The sequence below is a fragment of the uncultured Anaerococcus sp. genome (genome assembly GCF_937934665.1).
GTDB lineage: Bacteria > Bacillota > Clostridia > Tissierellales > Peptoniphilaceae > Anaerococcus.
In genome coordinates this window covers 1-18,817 of sequence record NZ_CALGYW010000043.1, presented here as the reverse complement: position 1 = coordinate 18,817, position 18,817 = coordinate 1, and the positions used below count along the sequence as shown (strand labels likewise).

The window sequence follows — 18,817 nt, the reverse complement described above, 5'->3', positions numbered from 1 at the left end:
ATTTCATAAAAATATCCTCCTTACTGGTTTGTCCAGTAAAGAGGGTACATATCAAATCCTATACAAGGATGGAGGGGGTTTTTATTTGGTAAACTTGCAAAATGTTGGCAAATTATTCTAAATTTAGTAAACTTTATAAAAATCTTTTCTTTATCCTAATAATATAATAAATCAGAGGTACAATAAAGGTGGAGGATTTTATGAAAGCAATACTTACAATTATAGGAAAAGATAGACCAGGTATAATTTACCAAGTTTCAGAAGTTTTATATAAGTACAATATTAATATTTTGGATATGAGCCAAACCATCATGGAAGATAAATTTGTAGCCATGATCAATATTGACTTAGCAAAGGCAAAGGCAGAATTTGATGAAATAACAGAAAGTTTTGATAAGCTATCAAAAGAAACCAAACTAGAAATTAGAATTCAAAACGAAGAAGTTTTTGATGTAATGCATAGGATATAAGATGGATAAGGCAAATATATTAGAAACAATAAAAATGCTCGATGAGGAAAATCTAGATATCAGAACCCTAACCATGGGCATAAGTCTTCTAGACTGTATTGACCCAGACTATAAAAAGGCTTGTGATAAAATATATAACAAGCTAATTAGGGAGAGTAAGGATTTTCTAAAAGTATCAAAGGAAATTTCACAAATATATGGGGTACCTATCGTAAATAATAGGATATCGGTAACTCCTATTTCCCTAATAGCAGCAGCTACAGACCTTGACGACTACACACCTTTTGCCAAAACCCTAGATAGGGCAGCCAAAGACATAGGAGTTGACTTTATAGGTGGTTTTTCTGCCCTAGTTGAAAAGGGAATGACCCCAGCAGATGAGATTTTAATCAAATCAATCCCAAGGGCCCTAGCTGAGACAGATTTGGTTTGTGCTTCAATTAATATTGGATCAACCAAGGCTGGGATAAATATGGATGCAGCAGGCCTTTGTGGCGAAACCATAAAGAATCTGGCGGCAAATACTGACAATGCCTTTGGTTGTGCCAAGCTTGTTGTCTTTGCTAATGCTGTAGAGGACAATCCCTTCATGGCAGGAGCCTTCCACGGAGTAGGGGAAGCTGATACAGTTATAAGCGTGGGTATATCTGGGCCAGGAGTAGTTAAAGCAGCAATTTCTGGCAAAGAAAACCTAAAGATAAATGAAATTTATGAGATAATCAAGAAAACTGCCTTTAAAATCACAAGGATGGGCGAGTTAGTTTGTAAGGAAGTTTGTAGCAAGCTTGATAAAAATTTTGGTATAGTTGACCTTTCCTTGGCACCAACACCTGCCATTGGCGATTCTGTTGGTAGGATTTTACAAGAAATCGGCATAGATAAGGTAGGAGGCCACGGAACAATAGCAGCCCTAGCCATGCTAAATGATGCAGTAAAAAAGGGTGGAATAATGGCAAGTTCAAGAGTTGGCGGACTTTCAGGTGCCTTTATCCCAGTTAGTGAAGATGAAGCTATGATAGAAGCTGCTGGCAAGGGCTGGATAAGTTTTGATAAGCTAGAAGCTATGACCTGTGTTTGCTCAGTTGGTCTAGATATGATAGCCATCCCTGGAAAAACAACAGCGGCAAGTATTGCTGCTATGATAGCAGATGAAGCAGCCCTAGGAGTTATAAATAACAAGACTACAGCGGTAAGGATTATTCCAGTACCTGGTAAGGATGTGGGTGATGAGGTTGAATTTGGAGGCCTTTTGGGCTACGCTCCAATAATAAATGTAGGCCAGTCAGATTCGAGTATCATGATAGGAAGGGGAGGATTTATTCCAGCCCCAGTACATTCTTTTAAAAATTAGGAGGGAAAATGACAGATAAAAATCCAATAGTAACCTTCATAATGGAAAATGGAGATGAATTTAAGGCGGAACTCTATCCAGAAATAGCTCCAAATACAGTATCTAATTTTATATCCTTAATAGAAGATGGCTTTTATGACGGCCTAATCTTCCATAGGGTTATAAAAAACTTTATGATCCAAGGAGGAGACCCACAAGGAACAGGCATGGGCGGTCCAGGCTATTCAATCAAGGGTGAATTTAACCACAACGGTTTTAAAAATGATTTGAAACACGAAAGGGGAGTCCTTTCAATGGCAAGGTCTTTCATGCCAGATTCTGCAGGCAGCCAATTTTTCATAATGCACAAAGACAGCCCACACCTAGACGGCGAATACGCTGGATTCGGCAAGGTAATAGAAGGAATAGAAATAATCGATAAAATAGCAGAAATAAAAACAAACAGGTCTGACAAACCAAAAAAAGACCAAAAAATAGAAAAGATTACAGTAGAAACTTTTGGCGTAGAATACCCAGAAGTTGAAAAAATGTAAGAATAAAAGACTATGGACAAAAAATCCATAGTCTTTTACTTTGCTTATAAATTTGCTTTGTTTTATATTGTAATTAGCATTTGCCTTTGATTTTTAAACTTAATTTGCTTTGGCTTACAAATTAAGTCACCAACGTTCACCCTCATCATAAAGCTCTAGGAGTTCTTCTAGGATTTCTATTTTTCTTTTTTTGATTTTGCCTTCGTCGGTGTCGCGTCTTAGCATTCTTGGGTTCATGATTTCTACCTCTTCGATATTTGGGGTGTAGGATGAAACTTTATCGGTGATGGATTCGTAGGATTTGTGTTCGGCGAGGGCTACGTGGTGGGAATTAAAGACTAGGGTGTAGCCTGCTATACCAGTTTTTGCCTGGTAAGGTTTGGAGATGCCTCCGTCTATGACGTAGAGTTTACCGTTTGCCTTGATAGGGCTTTCTCCTGTTTTTGTGATTACTGGCACGTGGCCGTTTACAACTCTTCGTCTATTACCTTCTACCTTAAATTCGTCTAGGATTTTATCTACTATTTCTTCTTTTTCGCAAAGGTCGTAGTATGGATTTGAGTGTTCTTTTCTTAATTTTTTGTCATCTACAAAGATATTTTCAAAATAAGAGTATTGGCTTTTGCCAAAGATTGGTGAATACCTGCCACTTATGAGGTACCACATTAGGTCTTTGGCCTTGAGGTTATTGGTATAGTAGGCGTCTCTTGCTATTTTTTCAAAATAATCCATGAGGGATTTGCCCTTATAGGTCACTCCGTCAAGGTCTACTTCTTGTAAGTCACCATCTTCTGTTAGGGGTATGCAACCATGGAAGAGGAGGGAGCCGTTTTCAACCTTGTACATGGATCCGTTTTTGTAGAGAAAGTCCATGTGCTTATTTAGTTTTTCATTTTTAATGAAGTCCTGTTCTAAGACGTGGATGACGTTTTTCTCCTCTGCTGTAAGCTTAGAAGGATTTTTTGGATCTATGGTTGGGAAGTTTGTATCCTTAAGCTTCGCTCCCTTGTAGGTCATTTTTTCAAAATCGATGAATTTTAAGGCGTTTCTGTCATCCATTTTTAAGTCCGGATTTCTTTCGATTAGGGCAGAGTCTAGCTTATACCTTATTATGGATATTGCCTTGTGCATTTTAGCTGCAGCATCTGTAGTTATATTGTCATAGGTATTATCATCATAAATTCTTGGGGCAAAATAGGTGCATGGGTCATCACCGTAGGTTGCCATGGCAAATTCAAAGAGGATTCTTAGGTTTATACCATAACCATCTTCGAGCATGTCGAAGTTGTTGTATTTGATGGCATCAGCTACGCAAGCTGCGATAAGGGCGGTGTTGCCAGAGCAGGCTCCCATCCAAGCTACGTCGTGGTTGCCCCATTGGAAGTCCACATTTGGAAAGGTTAAGAGTTCATCCATTATTATGTGAGGGGATGGGCCCCTGTCGTAGATATCTCCTACTATGTGGAGTTTATCTACAGATATCCTTTGGATAAGGGTGCAGATTACCTTGATAAAATCAAAGGCTACTTCGTATCTTACGATATTTTCTACTAAGGATTCGTAGTAGGCTCTTTTGTTATATTCGGAGTCGTTGGTATATAAGAGTTCATCTAAGATTAGACTGTATTTTTGTGGGAATTTTCTTTTGATATAGGCTTTGGGATACTTGGTTGATACGAACTTTAAGAGGTTTATTAGCCTGTGGATGGTGATGGTGAGGTAGTCTTTTGTAATCTTACCCTCTGTTTTTAAACTTTTATAAACCAAATCTCGGTCATAGATTAGTTGGGCTAGGGCATCTTGGTCCTTTTTTTCTAGGGTATCTCCAAAAAATTTTTGGATCTTATCCCTAATATTACCTGAGGCAGACCTTAGTAAATGCAAAAAGGCATCGCTTTCCCCGTGGATATCAGAAAAGAAATATTCGGTGCCCTTAGGTAGCCTTTGCTGAGCGTTTAAGAGAATTAGTTCGTCTTTGATTGAGTTTTTGTCTGGATAGAGACTTTTGATGATGCTTTGGTAGGTTTTATCCATATCTTCTCCTTTTTTTGGTTTTTAAAAGGGCTGGCCCTTAAGACTATCTCGCCTTAAGAGCGCACAGCCCCTCAGTTGTCATCTTTTACAAAGTTTTTCTTTGTATAGATTTTTTCTTCTTCTTTCTTTTTGATTTCATCTGCTAGGTCAGGATCGTAGGTCTTATCCTTACTTCCCTTATCTTCTACAACCTTGTTTATATTTTTCTTAGCCTCTTCTACGTCCTTTAGCGTAGTAGGGGTATTGGTTTTTAACTTTGCTTCTGCTTCTTTCGCGGCAAGGGTAGTTTCCTCATCCTTTTTAGCAGTGTCTTCAATCTTACTAGTTTCTTTACTATCTTTTTTGCTATTTTTGTTATTTATTAGCTTATTTCTTTCTTCTGTAAGGTCAGTGTCTTTAGCTTCTGTGCTAAGGTCTGTATCTTCCTTTATAAGTTGGCTTGTTCTTATAACTGTCTTGCCATCAATTGTGGTGTCGTCTTTTTTAAGGATATTTACCTCATCCTTATCGTCCTTAGCTTCCCCAAAGTCAAGTCTTATAGGACTTTCACTATCTTCTTTTTCGCTTACATTTGTCTTAACTTCGACATATTCGGTCTTTTTTTCTGGAATATTTGTGTTGTAAACACCCTTAAAGTTTGCTATAAGGCCTATTAGTGAATTTATTACTAAAAGACCACTGAAGGCTATTAGGATATATAGAAGCTTTTCCCTAAAGTAGAAATAAAGAAAAGCATCTATAGCCAAAAATACTAGGCCAAAAAATACATTTGCGAGATGGCCCTTACCGTTTTCGCCTGCCTTGAATATATTTCTGCTAATGGCAGTGTTTATAACAAAGGCTAGGATAAGTATGGCTAGGACTAGGGGTTTTAGTATCCCTCTGCCTATATTATTTATCCCTATTAGGTCAAAACTTGCTAGAAATAGGTTGGTATCAACAAAGATTACAAAACCAATAGACAAAAGCAAAAGAATGCTTATTATCGATCTAAATAATCCTGTGATTATGCTAAAAAATTTTATAAAGTCTTTCATAAGTCCTCCATTATATCCATTATATCACAAAATTAGAATTGTTTATATATTAAATAATTGTATAGTGAAAATAAGTAAAAAGCAAGACTCTAAGTTATATATAGAAAGATTTTTTTAAGATTTATTTTCAAAGGTTTTCTTTCTTGATTTTCATGGGGGTTGAGCGCAATAAATTTTTGCTAAAAACTATTATAAGTATTGACAAATACTAATTATCTTATATCATAATTAGATAGCATGAAAAAATGTAAGAGAAAAACAAGTAGAATAGGGGAAAATTCTCGATAAATACCTTGAAGGTTGATTGTTGTAAGAGTATAATATACAATTGCTAGAAATCTATTTATCGAGATTTTTTTATCTCAAGAAGACAAAGATTATTTGTCCTATTTTTGCAAAGAGTAAGGAGTAAGAATGGCCCAATATCATAAAAAATATTATGGGAAAACTGAGAGAATGTCATTTTCAAAGTTTCCTGAAGTCTTAGATTTACCAAATTTATTAAAAGTTCAAAAAGACTCATATGAGTGGTTTATAAAAGAAGGTTTGGGAGAAATCCTTGAAGATATTTCCCCAATCGAAGATTATAATGGCAAGCTAAGCCTAGAATTTACAGGCTTTGAGTTTGATGAAGAACCTAAATATAGCCTTAAAGAAGCGAAATATAAAGACCTAACCTATGCTAGAGACCTAAAGGTGATGGCTATATTGTTTAATAAAGAAACTGGTGAGATCAAAAGACAAGAAGTTTTCATGGGGGATTTCCCAATGATGACTGATTCTGCAACCTTTGTTATAAATGGTGCGGAAAGAGTTATAGTAAGCCAGCTTGTAAGATCTCCAGGTGTTTACTATGCAGAAGAAACAGACAAGAGCGGGGATAAGCAATACTCATCTACAGTTATACCAAATAGGGGAGCTTGGATAGAGTTTGATACAGATGCAAGTCATACCGTAAACGTAAGACTTGATAGGACTAGAAAGCTTCCAGCTACTACATTAGTACGTGCGCTTTTGTTTGATACAGATGAAGAGATTATAGAGGCTCTTGGTGATACCAAGCACTTAAGAAATACCCTTGAAAAGGAAAATTCTGAAAATAGTGAAGAAGCCCTTATAGAAATATATAGAAAATTAAAACCAGGTGACCCAGCGTCAGTAGAATCAGCTACTACCCTTATAAATAATCTCCTATTTGACGATAGAAGATATGATTTAGCTAGGGTTGGTAGGTATAAATACAACCTAAAACTAGCCCTTGCCCCAAGAATAATAGGGGAAGTAGCAGCAAGTGATGTAATAGATTCTGAAACTGGAGAAATCTTTGTTAAAGAAGGAGAAGTTATTAGCGAAGAGACTGCTATCGCTATAGAAAACTCAGGTCTCGTTTCAGTTTATATAAAGAAAGTTAATGCTGATAACGAAGAGCAAGTACTTAAGATAGTAGGTAACAATTTCGTTGACATCCATGCCTTTGAAAGACTAGAAAGTCTTGACATAGACTTTGATGACTTTAGCGAAAAAGTTTACTACCCAGTTATGACTGAAATCATCGAAGAAGCCGAAGATGACGAAGAGCTTAAAAAGATGATGCAAAGAAGAAAAAAAGAACTTTCTCCAAAAAATATAACCAAGGCAGACATACTTGCAGTTGTAAACTACCAATTTAACCTCTTTGAAGGTGTTGGTGAAACTGACGATATCGACCACTTAGGCAACCGTCGTGTAAGAGGAGTTGGAGAACTTCTTCAAAACCAATTTAGGGTAGGTCTTGCTAGGATGGAAAGAGTTGTTCGTGAAAGAATGACAACCCAAGATCCTGATATAGCAACACCACAAGGCCTAATCAATATCAAGCCAGTAACAGCTGTTATTAAAGAATTCTTTGGTTCATCCCAATTATCACAATTTATGGACCAAACCAACCCAATGAGTGAGCTTACTCACAAGAGAAGACTCTCAGCCCTAGGACCTGGTGGTCTTTCAAGAGATAGGGCAGGTGTAGAAGTAAGAGACGTTCACGATTCTCACTACGGTAGAATTTGTCCAATAGAGACACCAGAAGGACCAAACATCGGTCTTATCACATCACTTACAACCTATGCTAGAGTTAACAAGTACGGCTTTATCGAAACCCCATATAGAGTTGTTAAAGAAGGTGGGGTAGTTTCTGACGAAATCGACTACCTAACAGCAGATGTTGAAGATAACTTTATCATAGCCCAAGCCAACGAGCCACTTGATGAAAACAGTAGATTTGTAAATGAAAGAGTATCTGGTCGTGGTTTTAGGGGTGAAAATGATATTTACCCAAGAGATGACATACAGTACATGGACGTATCTCCTCAACAGATCGTATCTGTAGGAGCTTCTCTAATACCATTCCTTGAAAACGACGACTCAACCAGAGCACTTATGGGTGCTAACATGCAGCGTCAGGCAGTTCCACTTATCAAATCAGCTGCACCTATAGTTGCAACAGGTATGGAGCACAGAGCTGCAAAAGACTCAGGTGTATGTGTAGTTTCAAAAACAGACGGTAAAGTAGTTTACGTTTCAGCTGATAAGATAAAGGTAAAACCAACAGACGGTGACGTAATAACTTACGACCTTCTTAAATTTGAAAGAGCTAACCAAGGTACAACTATAAACCAAAGAACAATCGTAAAATTAGATGAAGAGGTTAAAGCTGGCCAAGTTTTAGCAGACGGACCATCTACAGACAATGGAGAGCTTGCTCTTGGTAAAAATATCCTAATAGCCTTTACAACTTGGGAAGGATACAACTTCGAGGATGCTATGCTCCTTAATGAAGAGCTAGTAATAAATGACGTTTTAACATCAGTTCACATAGAAGAGCACGAGTGTGAAGCAAGGGAAACCAAGCTTGGTGCAGAAGAGATAACCAAGGACATACCAAATGTCGGCGACGATATGAAAAAAGATCTTGACGAAAATGGTGTTATTAGAATCGGTGCAGAAGTAACAAGCGGAGATATCCTAGTAGGTAAGGTATCTCCAAAGGGAGAAACTGAACTATCACCAGAAGAAAGACTTCTACGTGCAATCTTCGGTGAAAAAGCAAGAGAAGTTAGAGATACATCCCTAAAGGTACCTCACGGTGAAAAGGGAATCGTAGTTGATGTTAAAGAATACAACAAAAAAGATGGAGACGAACTAGCTCCAGGTGTAAATAAAGTAATAAGAGTTTATGTAGCTACCAAGAGAAAGATCATGGTAGGAGATAAGATGTGTGGTCGTCACGGTAACAAGGGTGTTGTTTCAAGGATTCTTCCAAGAGAAGATATGCCATTTTTACCAGACGGAACCCCTATCCAAATCTGCCTAAACCCACTAGGTATCCCATCTCGTATGAACCTTGGTCAGGTACTTGAAGTTCATATGGGTCTTGCAGCAAGGACACTTGGCTGGAAGATAGCAACACCAGTATTTGATGGTGCTATGGATACAGAAATAGAAGATGTCCTAGAAGAAGCTAAAAAAGTAGCTCCTTTCGTAAATAAAACAGGTAAGATTAAGCTTCGTGACGGTAGAACAGGCCTTCCTTTTGAAAACCCAGTAACAGTAGGCGTTATGTACATGCTTAAGCTTCACCATATGGTAGAAGAGAAAATCCACGCTAGATCAATTGGACCATACTCACTTGTAACCCAACAACCACTTGGTGGTAAGGCACAATTTGGTGGCCAAAGATTTGGTGAGATGGAGGTATGGGCCCTAGAGGCCTACGGCGCAAGCCACACATTACAAGAAATCCTAACTGTAAAAAGTGATGACGTTACAGGTAGGGTTAAGACCTATGAATCAATAGTAAAGGGCGAAAATATTCCTGAGCCAGGTACACCTGAATCATTCAAAGTTTTAGTAAAAGAGCTTCAATCACTGGCTCTAGACGTGGAACTTCTAGATGAAGAGGGAGATGTAATTGAGCTTAAGGAAAATATCGACGAACAAGATAGGTTCTCTCAAGTAGAAAAGATAGACGCGTCAAAGATTAGAAACCAAAGCAAGTTACTAGCAAAAGCTAATGCCCCTAAAAAAGAAAAAGAGGCAGAAGGTAGCGAAGCTTAGGAGAAGGGAAGTTTATGAGCGAATTAAATCAATTTTATGGGATGAGGGTGAAAGTTGCATCCCCAGAAAAAATACGAAGCTGGTCTCATGGCGAGGTTAAAAAACCTGAAACTATAAACTATAGGACCCTTAAACCTGAAAAAGACGGCCTTTTCTGCGAAAAGATATTTGGCCCAACTAAGGACTATGAATGTTCTTGTGGTAAGTACAAGAGAATGAGATATAAGGGTGTAGTTTGTGAAAAATGTGGAGTAGAAGTAACCAAGTCTAAGGTTAGACGTGAGAGAATGGGTCATATCGAACTTGCAGCCCCAGTTTCTCACATTTGGTTCTTTAAAGGAATCCCATCAAAGATGGGACTCTTACTTGACATGAGCCCAAGAGTACTAGAGAAAATTCTTTACTTTGCATCTTATGTAGTAATAAATCCTGGTTCAACAGACCTTGCAGTTAAGCAAGAAATCTCAGAAACAGAATACCAAGATATCCTAGAAGAATATCCGGATGATACAGAATTTAAAGCAGCTATGGGAGCTGAAGCTGTAAAGGAACTTCTTCTCAACATAGACCTAGAAAAAGAATACGAACTCCTACTAAAAGAGCTTGATGAATCTTCCAACCAAAAAAAGGTAAGAGTATCAAGAAGACTTGAAGTAGTAGATGCCTTTTTAACAAGTGGCAACAAACCAGAATGGATGATCCTAGATGTACTTCCAGTAATGCCACCAGAGTTAAGACCAATGGTTCAACTTGAAGGTGGTAGGTTTGCAACTTCTGACCTAAATGACCTATACAGGAGAGTTATCAACAGAAATAACAGACTAAAAAGACTTCTAGATATAGGGGCTCCAGAAATCATCGTAAGAAACGAAAAAAGAATGCTCCAAGAAGCAGTCGACGCCCTAATAGACAACGGTCGTAGGGGAAGAGCTGTAACAGGTGCATCAAATAGAAACATGAAATCTCTATCAGACCTTCTAAAAGGTAAGAGCGGTAGATTTAGACAAAACCTTCTAGGTAAGAGGGTTGACTACTCAGGCCGTTCTGTAATCGTAGTTGGTCCAGACCTTAAATTTAACCAATGTGGTCTGCCACAAGAGATGGCCCTAGAGTTATTTAAACCATTTATCATGAATAAGGTTGTAGAAAAAGAAATGGCTCACAACCTAAAAACTGCCAAGAAAATGGTAGAAAAAAAAGACCCAAGAGTTTATGAAGTCCTAGAAGAGGTAATCAAGGACCACCCAGTTTTACTAAACCGTGCTCCTACTCTTCACAGGCTAGGTATCCAAGCTTTTGAACCAACCCTTGTAGAAGGTAAGGCAATAAAGCTTCACCCACTAGCTTGTAACGCCTTTAACGCCGACTTCGATGGTGACCAGATGGCTATCCACTTACCACTATCAAACGAAGCACAAATAGAGGCAAGACTTCTAATGATGTCAACCAATAACATCCTTGGACTAAAAGACGGTAAGCCAATAACAACCCCATCTCAGGATATGGTGCTTGGTGCCTACTACCTAACAACAATCAAGGAAGGCGCTAAGGGCGAAGGAATGGTATTTGAATCAACCAACGAGATGAAAAAAGCTCTAGTAGGAGGCTTAGTAGAATACCAAACTAAAATAGGTGTTAGGGTTAAAAAAGATGATATGGATCCAGGAAAGATTGTAGAATCTTCTGTAGGTAGGTTTATCTATAACGAAGGTATTCCACAAGATCTTGGCTATGTAAATAGAAAAGAAGACCCATACTCACTTGAAGTAGATACCCTAGTTGATTCTGGTACCCTAAAAGACATAATCGATAAGTGCTTTAGAAAACACGGCAACATCAAAACTGCAGAAGTACTTGACTACATCAAGCACATAGGTTATAAGTACTCAACCCTATCAGGTCTAACTGTATCAATGGATGACGTAAAGATCCCAGCAGAAAAATGGGACCTAATAGATGAGGCAGATGCTGCAGTAGATAAGTACGACAAACTTTATAGACGTGGTCTAATAACCGACCAAGAAAGATACGAAAAAGTAATCGAAATCTGGCAAGAAACTACAAACAAGGTAACAGATGCACTTCTTGCAGACCTTAAAGATGATAACAACATCAAGATCTTTGCGGACTCTGGTGCCCGTGGTTCTACCAACCAGATTAGACAGCTAGGCGCTATGCGTGGACTTATGAGTCAGGCCGATGGTAAGATTATCGAGATTCCAATCAAGGCTAACTTTAGAGAAGGTCTATCTGTACAAGAGTACTTTATCTCAACCCACGGTTCTCGTAAGGGTCTAACAGATACAGCCCTAAGAACTGCCGATTCAGGTTACCTAACACGTAGGATGGTAGATATATCCCAAGACGTAATAGTAACAGAAGATGACTGTCATTCAGATGGTTATGTACTAGCCCACGAATTTAAAGACGGCAACGAGCTTATAGAAGACTTGAGAACAAGGATTATAGGCCGTACATCCTTTGAAGATATCAAAGATGAATCAGGCGAAATCATTGTCCACAAAGACGAAGTAATAGATGAAGACTTGGCTGATAAGATAGTAGCAGCTGGTATTAAGGAAGTAAAATTAAGGTCAGTACTAGAATGTAAGGCCAAACAAGGTGTATGTGCTAAATGCTACGGTAGAAACCTTGCAACAGGCAAACACGTAAACATGGGAGAAGCAGTAGGTATCATCGCAGCCCAATCAATCGGTGAGCCAGGTACTCAGCTAACCATGAGGACCTTCCACTCCGGTGGTATCGCTGGCGTTGGAATTACCCAAGGTCTTCCAAGGGTTGAGGAGCTTTTTGAAGCTCGTAAACCAAAGGGACTTGCCTTTATCGCAGCCAACTCCGGTACAGTATCCCTTATCCAAAATGATAAGAAAACTGACGTTGAAATAACAAACGCTGACGGCACAAGCAAGAAATACAATATTCCATTTGGATCAAGAATCCTAGTAAAAGATGGTGAAGAAGTAGAAATCGGCGCTCAACTAACCGAAGGTTCTCTAGATCCACATGACGTACTAAATGTCTTAGGCAAGGTTGGAGTTCAAGATTATATCACTAAGGAAGTCCAAAAAGTATACAGACAACAAGGTGTAGAAATCGACGATAGACATATAGAAGTTATAGCTCGTCAGATGCTAAAGAAAGTTAAAATCTTAGACTCAGGCGATACAGAATTCCTACCAGAAAGCTTACAAGATAGACGTGATGTAGACCTTGTAAACGAAAAAATGGAAGAAGCTGGCAAGAGAAAAGCAGTCTACGAACAAGAACTTCTTGGTATCACCAAGGCAAGTCTTGCAACAGATTCATGGCTATCAGCCGCATCCTTCCAAGAGACAACCAGAGTTCTTACAGATGCATCAATCAAGGGCAAGGTTGACGACCTAAGAGGTCTAAAAGAAAATATCATCATCGGTAAGCTAATTCCAGCGGGTACTGGTCTAAAATACTACAACGACGTAGAAATCGACTATGAAACCAAAGAATTAGAAGATGAACAAATAAAGGAAAACATCGAATCAATCGAGGAAGCTGAAACAGAAGAAGTATAAGAAAGGGGGCGGAATGCCCCTTTTCTAAAAAATTGAGAGGTTACATATGAAAAAAGTACTATTTTACCTTATGCAAGGAGAAAAAATGTGTGCTATGCACGCACTTATGAACGCAAATCAAATCATCGAAAATGGCGGAGAGGCCAAGATAATATTTGAAGGACAATCTGTAAAACTCCCTTTCATATTAAAAGAAGAAGGAAATCCTCTTTATAAAAAACTTACAGAAAATGGAAGCATTGTTGGAGTATGCAAGGCTTGTTCGAAAATGCTAGAAGTCTATGAAATAAATAAAAACCTAGGACTAAAGTTCTTAGACGACATGGATGGTCATGCTGGAATGAATTCATATCTAGATCAAGGCTATCAAGTCATAGAATTTTAATAATTTTAAAAGACCCAAAGGGTCTTTTTCTTTTATAAAATTTATTGGAGTGATACAGGTTTAAATAAAAAATTATAGAGCTTTAGACCTTCTTTCTCCACAACCGTAAAAGTTAGAAATTATAGATTTTAGCTCAGTAGAGTATAATATTAAGAAAATATGAATTGGATGGGAGTCGAACTATGAAATTTAAAGCGGAAAAATTTAAAATCAAAGATGGCAGGATGTGCGAAATTCGTGAAATCCATATTAATGATGCAAAAGATATGGCAGAATATCTCAAAATTGTTAATGGAGAATCTGATTTTATGAATTCTTATCCACAAGAAATAAATCTGTCTGTCGAAGAAGAAGAAAAAATGATAAAAGGTTTTAATAAGTCAGATACTACCCTAATGCTAGTTGTAGAAATGGATGGAAGGATTATTGCCAGCGGCACTATTATACGATTAGGAAAAATTAAAATGCACCATAGGGGAAACGTAGCGATCGCAGTGCTTAAAGAATTTTGGAATCTAGGAATTGGGAAAAAGATTCTTATTTGTCTTGAAGGTTTTGCTAAGGATTTGGGCCTTTCCCAGATAGAATTAGATTATTATTCAGGAAATAAAAGAGCCAGGGCACTTTATGATAAAATTGGATTTATTGAGACAGGGAAAACTCCAAATGCCATTATCCTAAAGGATGGGAGAGGATACGATAGTATAAAAATGGTGAAGGGTATTTAAAAAGTATTGGTTTTAATTTTTGTTTTCTTAGTAATAATTCAAGCATTGTCAAAGTTAATTAAGGTGAATTCTCCACCTATCATCATATGAAAATATTTTTAAGAGTTTAAGTTTGTAGTGTAAGCTTGAATTATATAGAAAAGAATTGACGTAAAGATACATAGAATAATTTAAAAAGGATTTGAAAATGTTGAAGACGTAGAAAACTCCTACACCATATTGTAAATACTGAAATGGCCAGAGGCTTCTCGAGTCCTCATGATCCGACGGGCTTGACGCTCGAAGCATGCATGGTAATTATTACAGTTTTTCTAAGTTTTACACTTATATCTGTAAGAAATTATATGAATACTTTGTAGTTTTGTTTGATTAAGAATACTAGTATCCTACAAAGACATAAAGGATTTAAAAGCTCTATAAAAGGCATAAATGAAAGGTTGAAGCTTAACAAATCTAGGTATATTTGAATAAAATGGGGTAAAAAATACCCAATGTGTGTAAGATCTTGGAAAACAAGTAGACAAATTTCAAGATATTTTAAATATCCAGAAGCTAGTAGAAATCTAATATGTACGGACTTATAGGATACCTGGCTTGAATCAATTCTTAACCCAATAATAAATATTTTTTGAAGGGTGATTTATTCAAGCTTAAATTATTAAGAAATCAGCAGCAATTTTCATGAAAGTTTATTATTGGTGATAAATTAAGGCAAGTTCTAATCTTTAGGAATGGATAAAGATTAATAAAAAAAAGTATCAACCCTTACCCTTGTGTTAGGATTTAGGTTGATACACAAAATTATTTATCGACACATCTCGCACTGGGATTAGCTTTCTTGACTTAGCTGGTTAGCCAATGGAGGGAGTATTAATAAGCCGAATAGGTAGCTTTATTATTCTTTGATAATATTTTAAAGTTTTGTAATAGTCACTTTTTCCTATTTAAGACTTGATTCCACAAACCAAATTTGTTTGTTGTAGTCCTCTATATAATCTTCCATAGCATTAGCTACAGGGAAATTATCAGCTTCATTTGCTTCTTTTCTAATCTCTAGAGCCAATTCTTTTTGAAGTTTTAAGTCAGAAAGGACTATTTCTAATGCTTCATTAATAGATACTTCTCTAGAATCTTCAATCTCTTTGATTGTAGAAATTTCTAAATATTCTTTTATATTAGCAACTGGGAATTCTCCAGACATTCTGATAAGCTCAGCAACTTCATCAAGTCTATCACTAGCCTTATCATATTCAGCTTCAAGGTACTCATGTAAAGCTACAAATTGACTGCCTACTACATTCCAATGTAGGTTATGGAATTTTATATCCATTACTGCAAGATTTGCAAGATATTTGTTTAAATTTGTCATTTCTTCCTCCTAATTTAAAATGATTCTAATTGTCATTAACATTATACATAAGGATAAAAATAAGTCAAGTTTATATTATTGTATAAATTTACTAGCACAATATTTACAATTTTATACTAATATATATTTTAGAAAATTCTATCAAGATATCACTGATATCAATAAGGACTTATCTTAAAAGTCTTAAGGATAGGTATAAGTCTAATAGAAGATTTCTAATTAGAGGAGATCATAATTTAACAATCTCTGCCAACCTCTTCCTTTAGTCCACCTAATAAATTACTTGATATAAGCCTGTTATGAATTAGGTCAGATGCTTAATATGTAAATACGTCTTCAAATCCACCATCTAGGTGTCTATAAAATTTTAAATTTCTTTTCTTTTTCATATTTTCAGAATATTTATTTTTTAATATTATTATCAAGATGATCTCGAATTTTAAATATCACCTTGGTATCAGTTTAAAATTCTTCGATAATCTTATTTGCTATCTTTAAATAACTGTCTTAAGAATTTACCACTCATTTTTAACCTTTGCTTTGATTAAATTTGAATACCTTATATATCTAATCTAAATGGGTCAATCGTTTCTCATAGTTGTTTTACACTTTAAACATAGTACCAGCTAGGTTTTAAATGACCTAATTCTCTATATATAATTATACGTATTTTATCCAAGGTTTATACAAGAAATTATTATAAATAATTTACAAAAAAAGACCCGGCCAGGGTCTTTTCTCATTTGCTCATTTTCTTACTTAGTCAAAAAATCATTAGCTTGTCTAAGTTTTTCTATTATTTCAAGGCTTTGTGGGCAGATGTTTTCGCATTTGCCGCATTCTATGCAGGCTTTTGGATTTACTCCGTCTTTTAGATAGTCTTCATAGGCTTTTTTAGATTTTTCCTCTTCATCATAAAGATAAGCGTTGTTCCACATAGAAAATACCTTTGGAATGTTGATTTCAACAGTACATGGCAGGCAGTATTCGCAGGCTGTGCAGGCGATTTTTTCTCTTGATTTATAGATTGATCTAGCTTTATCGTAAAAGTCCTTATCATCTTTATCAAGGTCTCCTGGCTCAACTTCGCTTGCTATCTCTAGATTTTCCCTAACTTGGTCTATATCGTTCATTCCTGATAGGACTGTCATGACATTGTCTAAAGAAAGTGGGAATTTTAGGGCCATTTGAGCAGGTGATAGGTTTTTATCATCCATCAAATCAAGGACTTCTTGAGGAGGATTTGCAAGTCTGCCGCCCTTGACAGGTTCCATTATTACAACAGGGATACCCATTTTTTTGGCTAAATTGTAGCCTTTCATGCCAGCTTGTAGGTTAATATCTAGGTAATTTAGCTGGATTTGGCAAAAATCCCAGTCATAGGCCTTTATTATTTCTTCGAAAGCTTCGTATTCATCGTGGAAGGAAAAGCCGATATTTTTTACAAGTCCCTTTTCCTTTAGCTCATTTACAAAGTCAAAGACACCAAGGTCTACCATTTCTCTAAATCTTTTGATATCAAGGGAGTGAAGGAGGTAGAAGTCTAGGTGGTCGGTTCTTAAGTTTTCTAATTGTTCATTAAAAATCTTATAGAAATCGTCCTTTTCTTTTACCAGCCAACATGGAAGTTTTGTAGCAAGGTAGATTTCATCCCTCAAATTATTTTCTTCCAAAAATTCTCCGACAAATTTCTCGCTCATTTTTTCATGGTAAGGGTAGGCTGTATCAATATATGTAAGTCCCTTTTCTATAGCCTCTTTTATAATTTTTGATGATTCTTTTTTATCAATCTGACTTGGTTCTTCATCAATTGTCTTAAATCTCATGCAACCAAAGCCAAGTCTTGAAATTTTTTCGTCTTTAAAATCAAAATATTTCATATCTAATCCTTTCTTTCTTCTTATACTATTGTATCATAAATTGAAAAGTTTGTTACAAAAATAGCTTGAAATTTGGTATAGTAATATAAAGGAGAAATTATGAAAGAAAAAATATCGTTTAAAGCTTTACCCGCCTTTATTGTTTTGGGAATTATTACGGGTTTATTAATTGGAATTTTTAAAAAGTTAATTGGCCTAACATCAGCTTTTACGGAAGGGTTTTTAACATCTTCCGAAAGCTTTGATAAAATTATCTTTATGGTTCTTATAATTGGTATAGGACTTCTTACATATTTTATCTTGAAAAAAGATAAAAATACCAAGGGGTCTGGCATCCCTGTTGTGACTGGGATGATGGAGGGGACTATAGAAGTTAATAGCGAAAAGACCATTATCGGTAAATTTATCGCTTCTGTCCTCACCATAGGATCTGGCCTTACAGTAGGTAGGGAGGGCCCATCAGTCCACCTAGGTGGTCTTGCAGGGGACATAGTAGGTAAATTTTTCCCTAAAGTCGATAGGAATTTATTTATAGGATCTGCTGCTTCATCAGGTTTTGCAGTTGCCTTTAATGCCCCAGTGGCGTCAATAATTTTTGCTGTTGAGGAAATTTTTAGGACCCATAACATAAATACTTTTTTATCCTCAGCTCTTACAATTATCTCAGCTACAGTTACAAGTGGACTAGTTTTCGGAGATTTTCCAAGCCTTGAAAGCATACCTGCCTTTGAAACTATAGACCAAAAGTCTTTGGGGCTTATTGTGATTTTAGGCCTTCTTACAGGCCTATCGGGAGTTTTATTTAATAAGGCTGTTATAGGGGCAAAAGACGTCTACAAAAAAATTTATTTACCAGAAGTAGTAAAGTATCTTGCTCCATTTGTAATTACAGGTTTGGTTTTACTAGTTGACCCAAGACTATTTGCATCTGGTGAGGAATTAATCTATTTGCCAAGCCTAGGAAATGAGGGGGTGGGTACGCTAATTTATATGTATCTTGCAAAAATTTTGCTTCTAAGCCTTGCCTTTGGTATGGGCCTATCAGGTGGATCACTTGTTCCACTTTTAGCTATAGGAGCAATTCTTGGAAATATTTACGGGACAATCCTTGTTGACCTTGGTCTAATACCAGTAGAAATGATTTTCGCCATATCCCTAATTGCTATGGCAGGACATTTCTCAGCAATAGTTAGGACGCCAATCACAGCCATTATCCTGATTTTAGAAATGACAGGCGGGGCCTTTTCCAATATCTTAGCCCTTGCAGTCGTATCCTTCGCAGCCTACCTAGTTGCAGAAATTATGAAATCTCAACCATTCTACGAAGACCTTTATGACAGGCTATTAGTAACAGAAAAATCCTCTTCTT

At 36.7% G+C, this 18,817-nt stretch carries 12 protein-coding genes; 8 read left to right on the top strand and 4 right to left on the bottom strand.

Annotated features, from left to right (window positions below; translation table 11 throughout):
- The first annotated feature begins 200 nt into the window (after positions 1-200).
- From Q0410_RS01960 to Q0410_RS01950, 3 genes are read left to right on the top strand one after another with little or no spacing between them, the layout of a single operon-like run.
- Positions 201-470: an ACT domain-containing protein gene (locus tag Q0410_RS01960; protein WP_299032343.1), complete on the top strand. Its 270-nt coding sequence runs from the start codon at positions 201-203 to the stop codon at positions 468-470.
- A gap of 1 nt (position 471) precedes the next feature.
- The gene (locus Q0410_RS01955; RefSeq protein WP_299032341.1) at positions 472-1,821 is read left to right on the top strand and encodes a PFL family protein; all 1,350 of its coding nucleotides are present in this window, start codon (positions 472-474) and stop codon (positions 1,819-1,821) included.
- A gap of 8 nt (positions 1,822-1,829) precedes the next feature.
- Positions 1,830-2,354 (top strand): peptidylprolyl isomerase, encoded by a 525-nt coding sequence (locus Q0410_RS01950; RefSeq protein ID WP_299032339.1) that lies wholly within the window; start codon positions 1,830-1,832, stop codon positions 2,352-2,354.
- Between the two features lie 126 nt (positions 2,355-2,480).
- Here Q0410_RS01950 and Q0410_RS01945 read toward each other — a convergent pair whose 3' ends face one another.
- Complete coding sequence (locus tag Q0410_RS01945; RefSeq protein WP_299032337.1) at positions 2,481-4,388, bottom strand: fructose-bisphosphatase class III; 1,908 nt, start codon at positions 4,386-4,388, stop codon at positions 2,481-2,483.
- A gap of 71 nt (positions 4,389-4,459) precedes the next feature.
- A complete protein-coding gene (locus tag Q0410_RS01940; RefSeq protein WP_299032335.1) occupies positions 4,460-5,425 on the bottom strand; it encodes a hypothetical protein in 966 nt (321 codons plus the stop codon).
- 414 nt (positions 5,426-5,839) lie between these two features.
- Between Q0410_RS01940 and Q0410_RS01935 the strand changes: the two genes are divergently transcribed.
- The 4 genes from Q0410_RS01935 to Q0410_RS01920 all read left to right on the top strand — a co-directional run bounded on the left by Q0410_RS01935 (position 5,840) and on the right by Q0410_RS01920 (position 14,199).
- Positions 5,840-9,517: a DNA-directed RNA polymerase subunit beta gene (locus Q0410_RS01935; protein ID WP_299032333.1), complete on the top strand. Its 3,678-nt coding sequence runs from the start codon at positions 5,840-5,842 to the stop codon at positions 9,515-9,517.
- Positions 9,518-9,531: 14 nt separating this feature from the next.
- Entirely contained in the window at positions 9,532-13,086 is a 3,555-nt protein-coding gene (rpoC, locus tag Q0410_RS01930) for a DNA-directed RNA polymerase subunit beta' (protein WP_299032331.1), read from the top strand.
- A gap of 46 nt (positions 13,087-13,132) precedes the next feature.
- Positions 13,133-13,471, top strand: coding sequence for a hypothetical protein (locus tag Q0410_RS01925; protein ID WP_299032329.1), 339 nt, complete (start codon positions 13,133-13,135; stop codon positions 13,469-13,471).
- A 182-nt stretch (positions 13,472-13,653) separates the two neighbouring features.
- On the top strand, positions 13,654-14,199 hold the full coding sequence (locus Q0410_RS01920) for a GNAT family N-acetyltransferase (RefSeq protein ID WP_299032327.1): 546 nt from the start codon (positions 13,654-13,656) through the stop codon (positions 14,197-14,199).
- Positions 14,200-15,139: 940 nt separating this feature from the next.
- Here the strand turns inward: Q0410_RS01920 and Q0410_RS01915 are convergent.
- Together Q0410_RS01915 and Q0410_RS01910 are read right to left on the bottom strand one after the other, a co-directional pair.
- Positions 15,140-15,568 (bottom strand): DNA starvation/stationary phase protection protein, encoded by a 429-nt coding sequence (locus tag Q0410_RS01915; protein WP_299032325.1) that lies wholly within the window; start codon positions 15,566-15,568, stop codon positions 15,140-15,142.
- Between the two features lie 755 nt (positions 15,569-16,323).
- A complete protein-coding gene (locus tag Q0410_RS01910) occupies positions 16,324-17,448 on the bottom strand; it encodes an aldo/keto reductase (RefSeq protein ID WP_299032323.1) in 1,125 nt (374 codons plus the stop codon).
- A 99-nt stretch (positions 17,449-17,547) separates the two neighbouring features.
- On the opposite strand from Q0410_RS01910, the gene Q0410_RS01905 reads away from it, so the two are divergent.
- On the top strand, positions 17,548-18,817 hold a 1,270-nt coding region (locus Q0410_RS01905), incomplete at its 3' end, for a ClC family H(+)/Cl(-) exchange transporter (protein ID WP_299032321.1).

Coding starts and splice junctions, on each gene's coding strand:
- Q0410_RS01960 (WP_299032343.1), top strand. CDS start 201: ATGAAAGCAATACTTACAATTATAGGAAAAGATAGACCAGGTATAATT.
- Q0410_RS01955 (WP_299032341.1), top strand. CDS start 472: ATGGATAAGGCAAATATATTAGAAACAATAAAAATGCTCGATGAGGAA.
- Q0410_RS01950 (WP_299032339.1), top strand. CDS start 1,830: ATGACAGATAAAAATCCAATAGTAACCTTCATAATGGAAAATGGAGAT.
- Q0410_RS01945 (WP_299032337.1), bottom strand. CDS start 4,388: ATGGATAAAACCTACCAAAGCATCATCAAAAGTCTCTATCCAGACAAA.
- Q0410_RS01940 (WP_299032335.1), bottom strand. CDS start 5,425: ATGAAAGACTTTATAAAATTTTTTAGCATAATCACAGGATTATTTAGA.
- Q0410_RS01935 (WP_299032333.1), top strand. CDS start 5,840: ATGGCCCAATATCATAAAAAATATTATGGGAAAACTGAGAGAATGTCA.
- rpoC (WP_299032331.1), top strand. CDS start 9,532: ATGAGCGAATTAAATCAATTTTATGGGATGAGGGTGAAAGTTGCATCC.
- Q0410_RS01925 (WP_299032329.1), top strand. CDS start 13,133: ATGAAAAAAGTACTATTTTACCTTATGCAAGGAGAAAAAATGTGTGCT.
- Q0410_RS01920 (WP_299032327.1), top strand. CDS start 13,654: ATGAAATTTAAAGCGGAAAAATTTAAAATCAAAGATGGCAGGATGTGC.
- Q0410_RS01915 (WP_299032325.1), bottom strand. CDS start 15,568: ATGACAAATTTAAACAAATATCTTGCAAATCTTGCAGTAATGGATATA.
- Q0410_RS01910 (WP_299032323.1), bottom strand. CDS start 17,448: ATGAAATATTTTGATTTTAAAGACGAAAAAATTTCAAGACTTGGCTTT.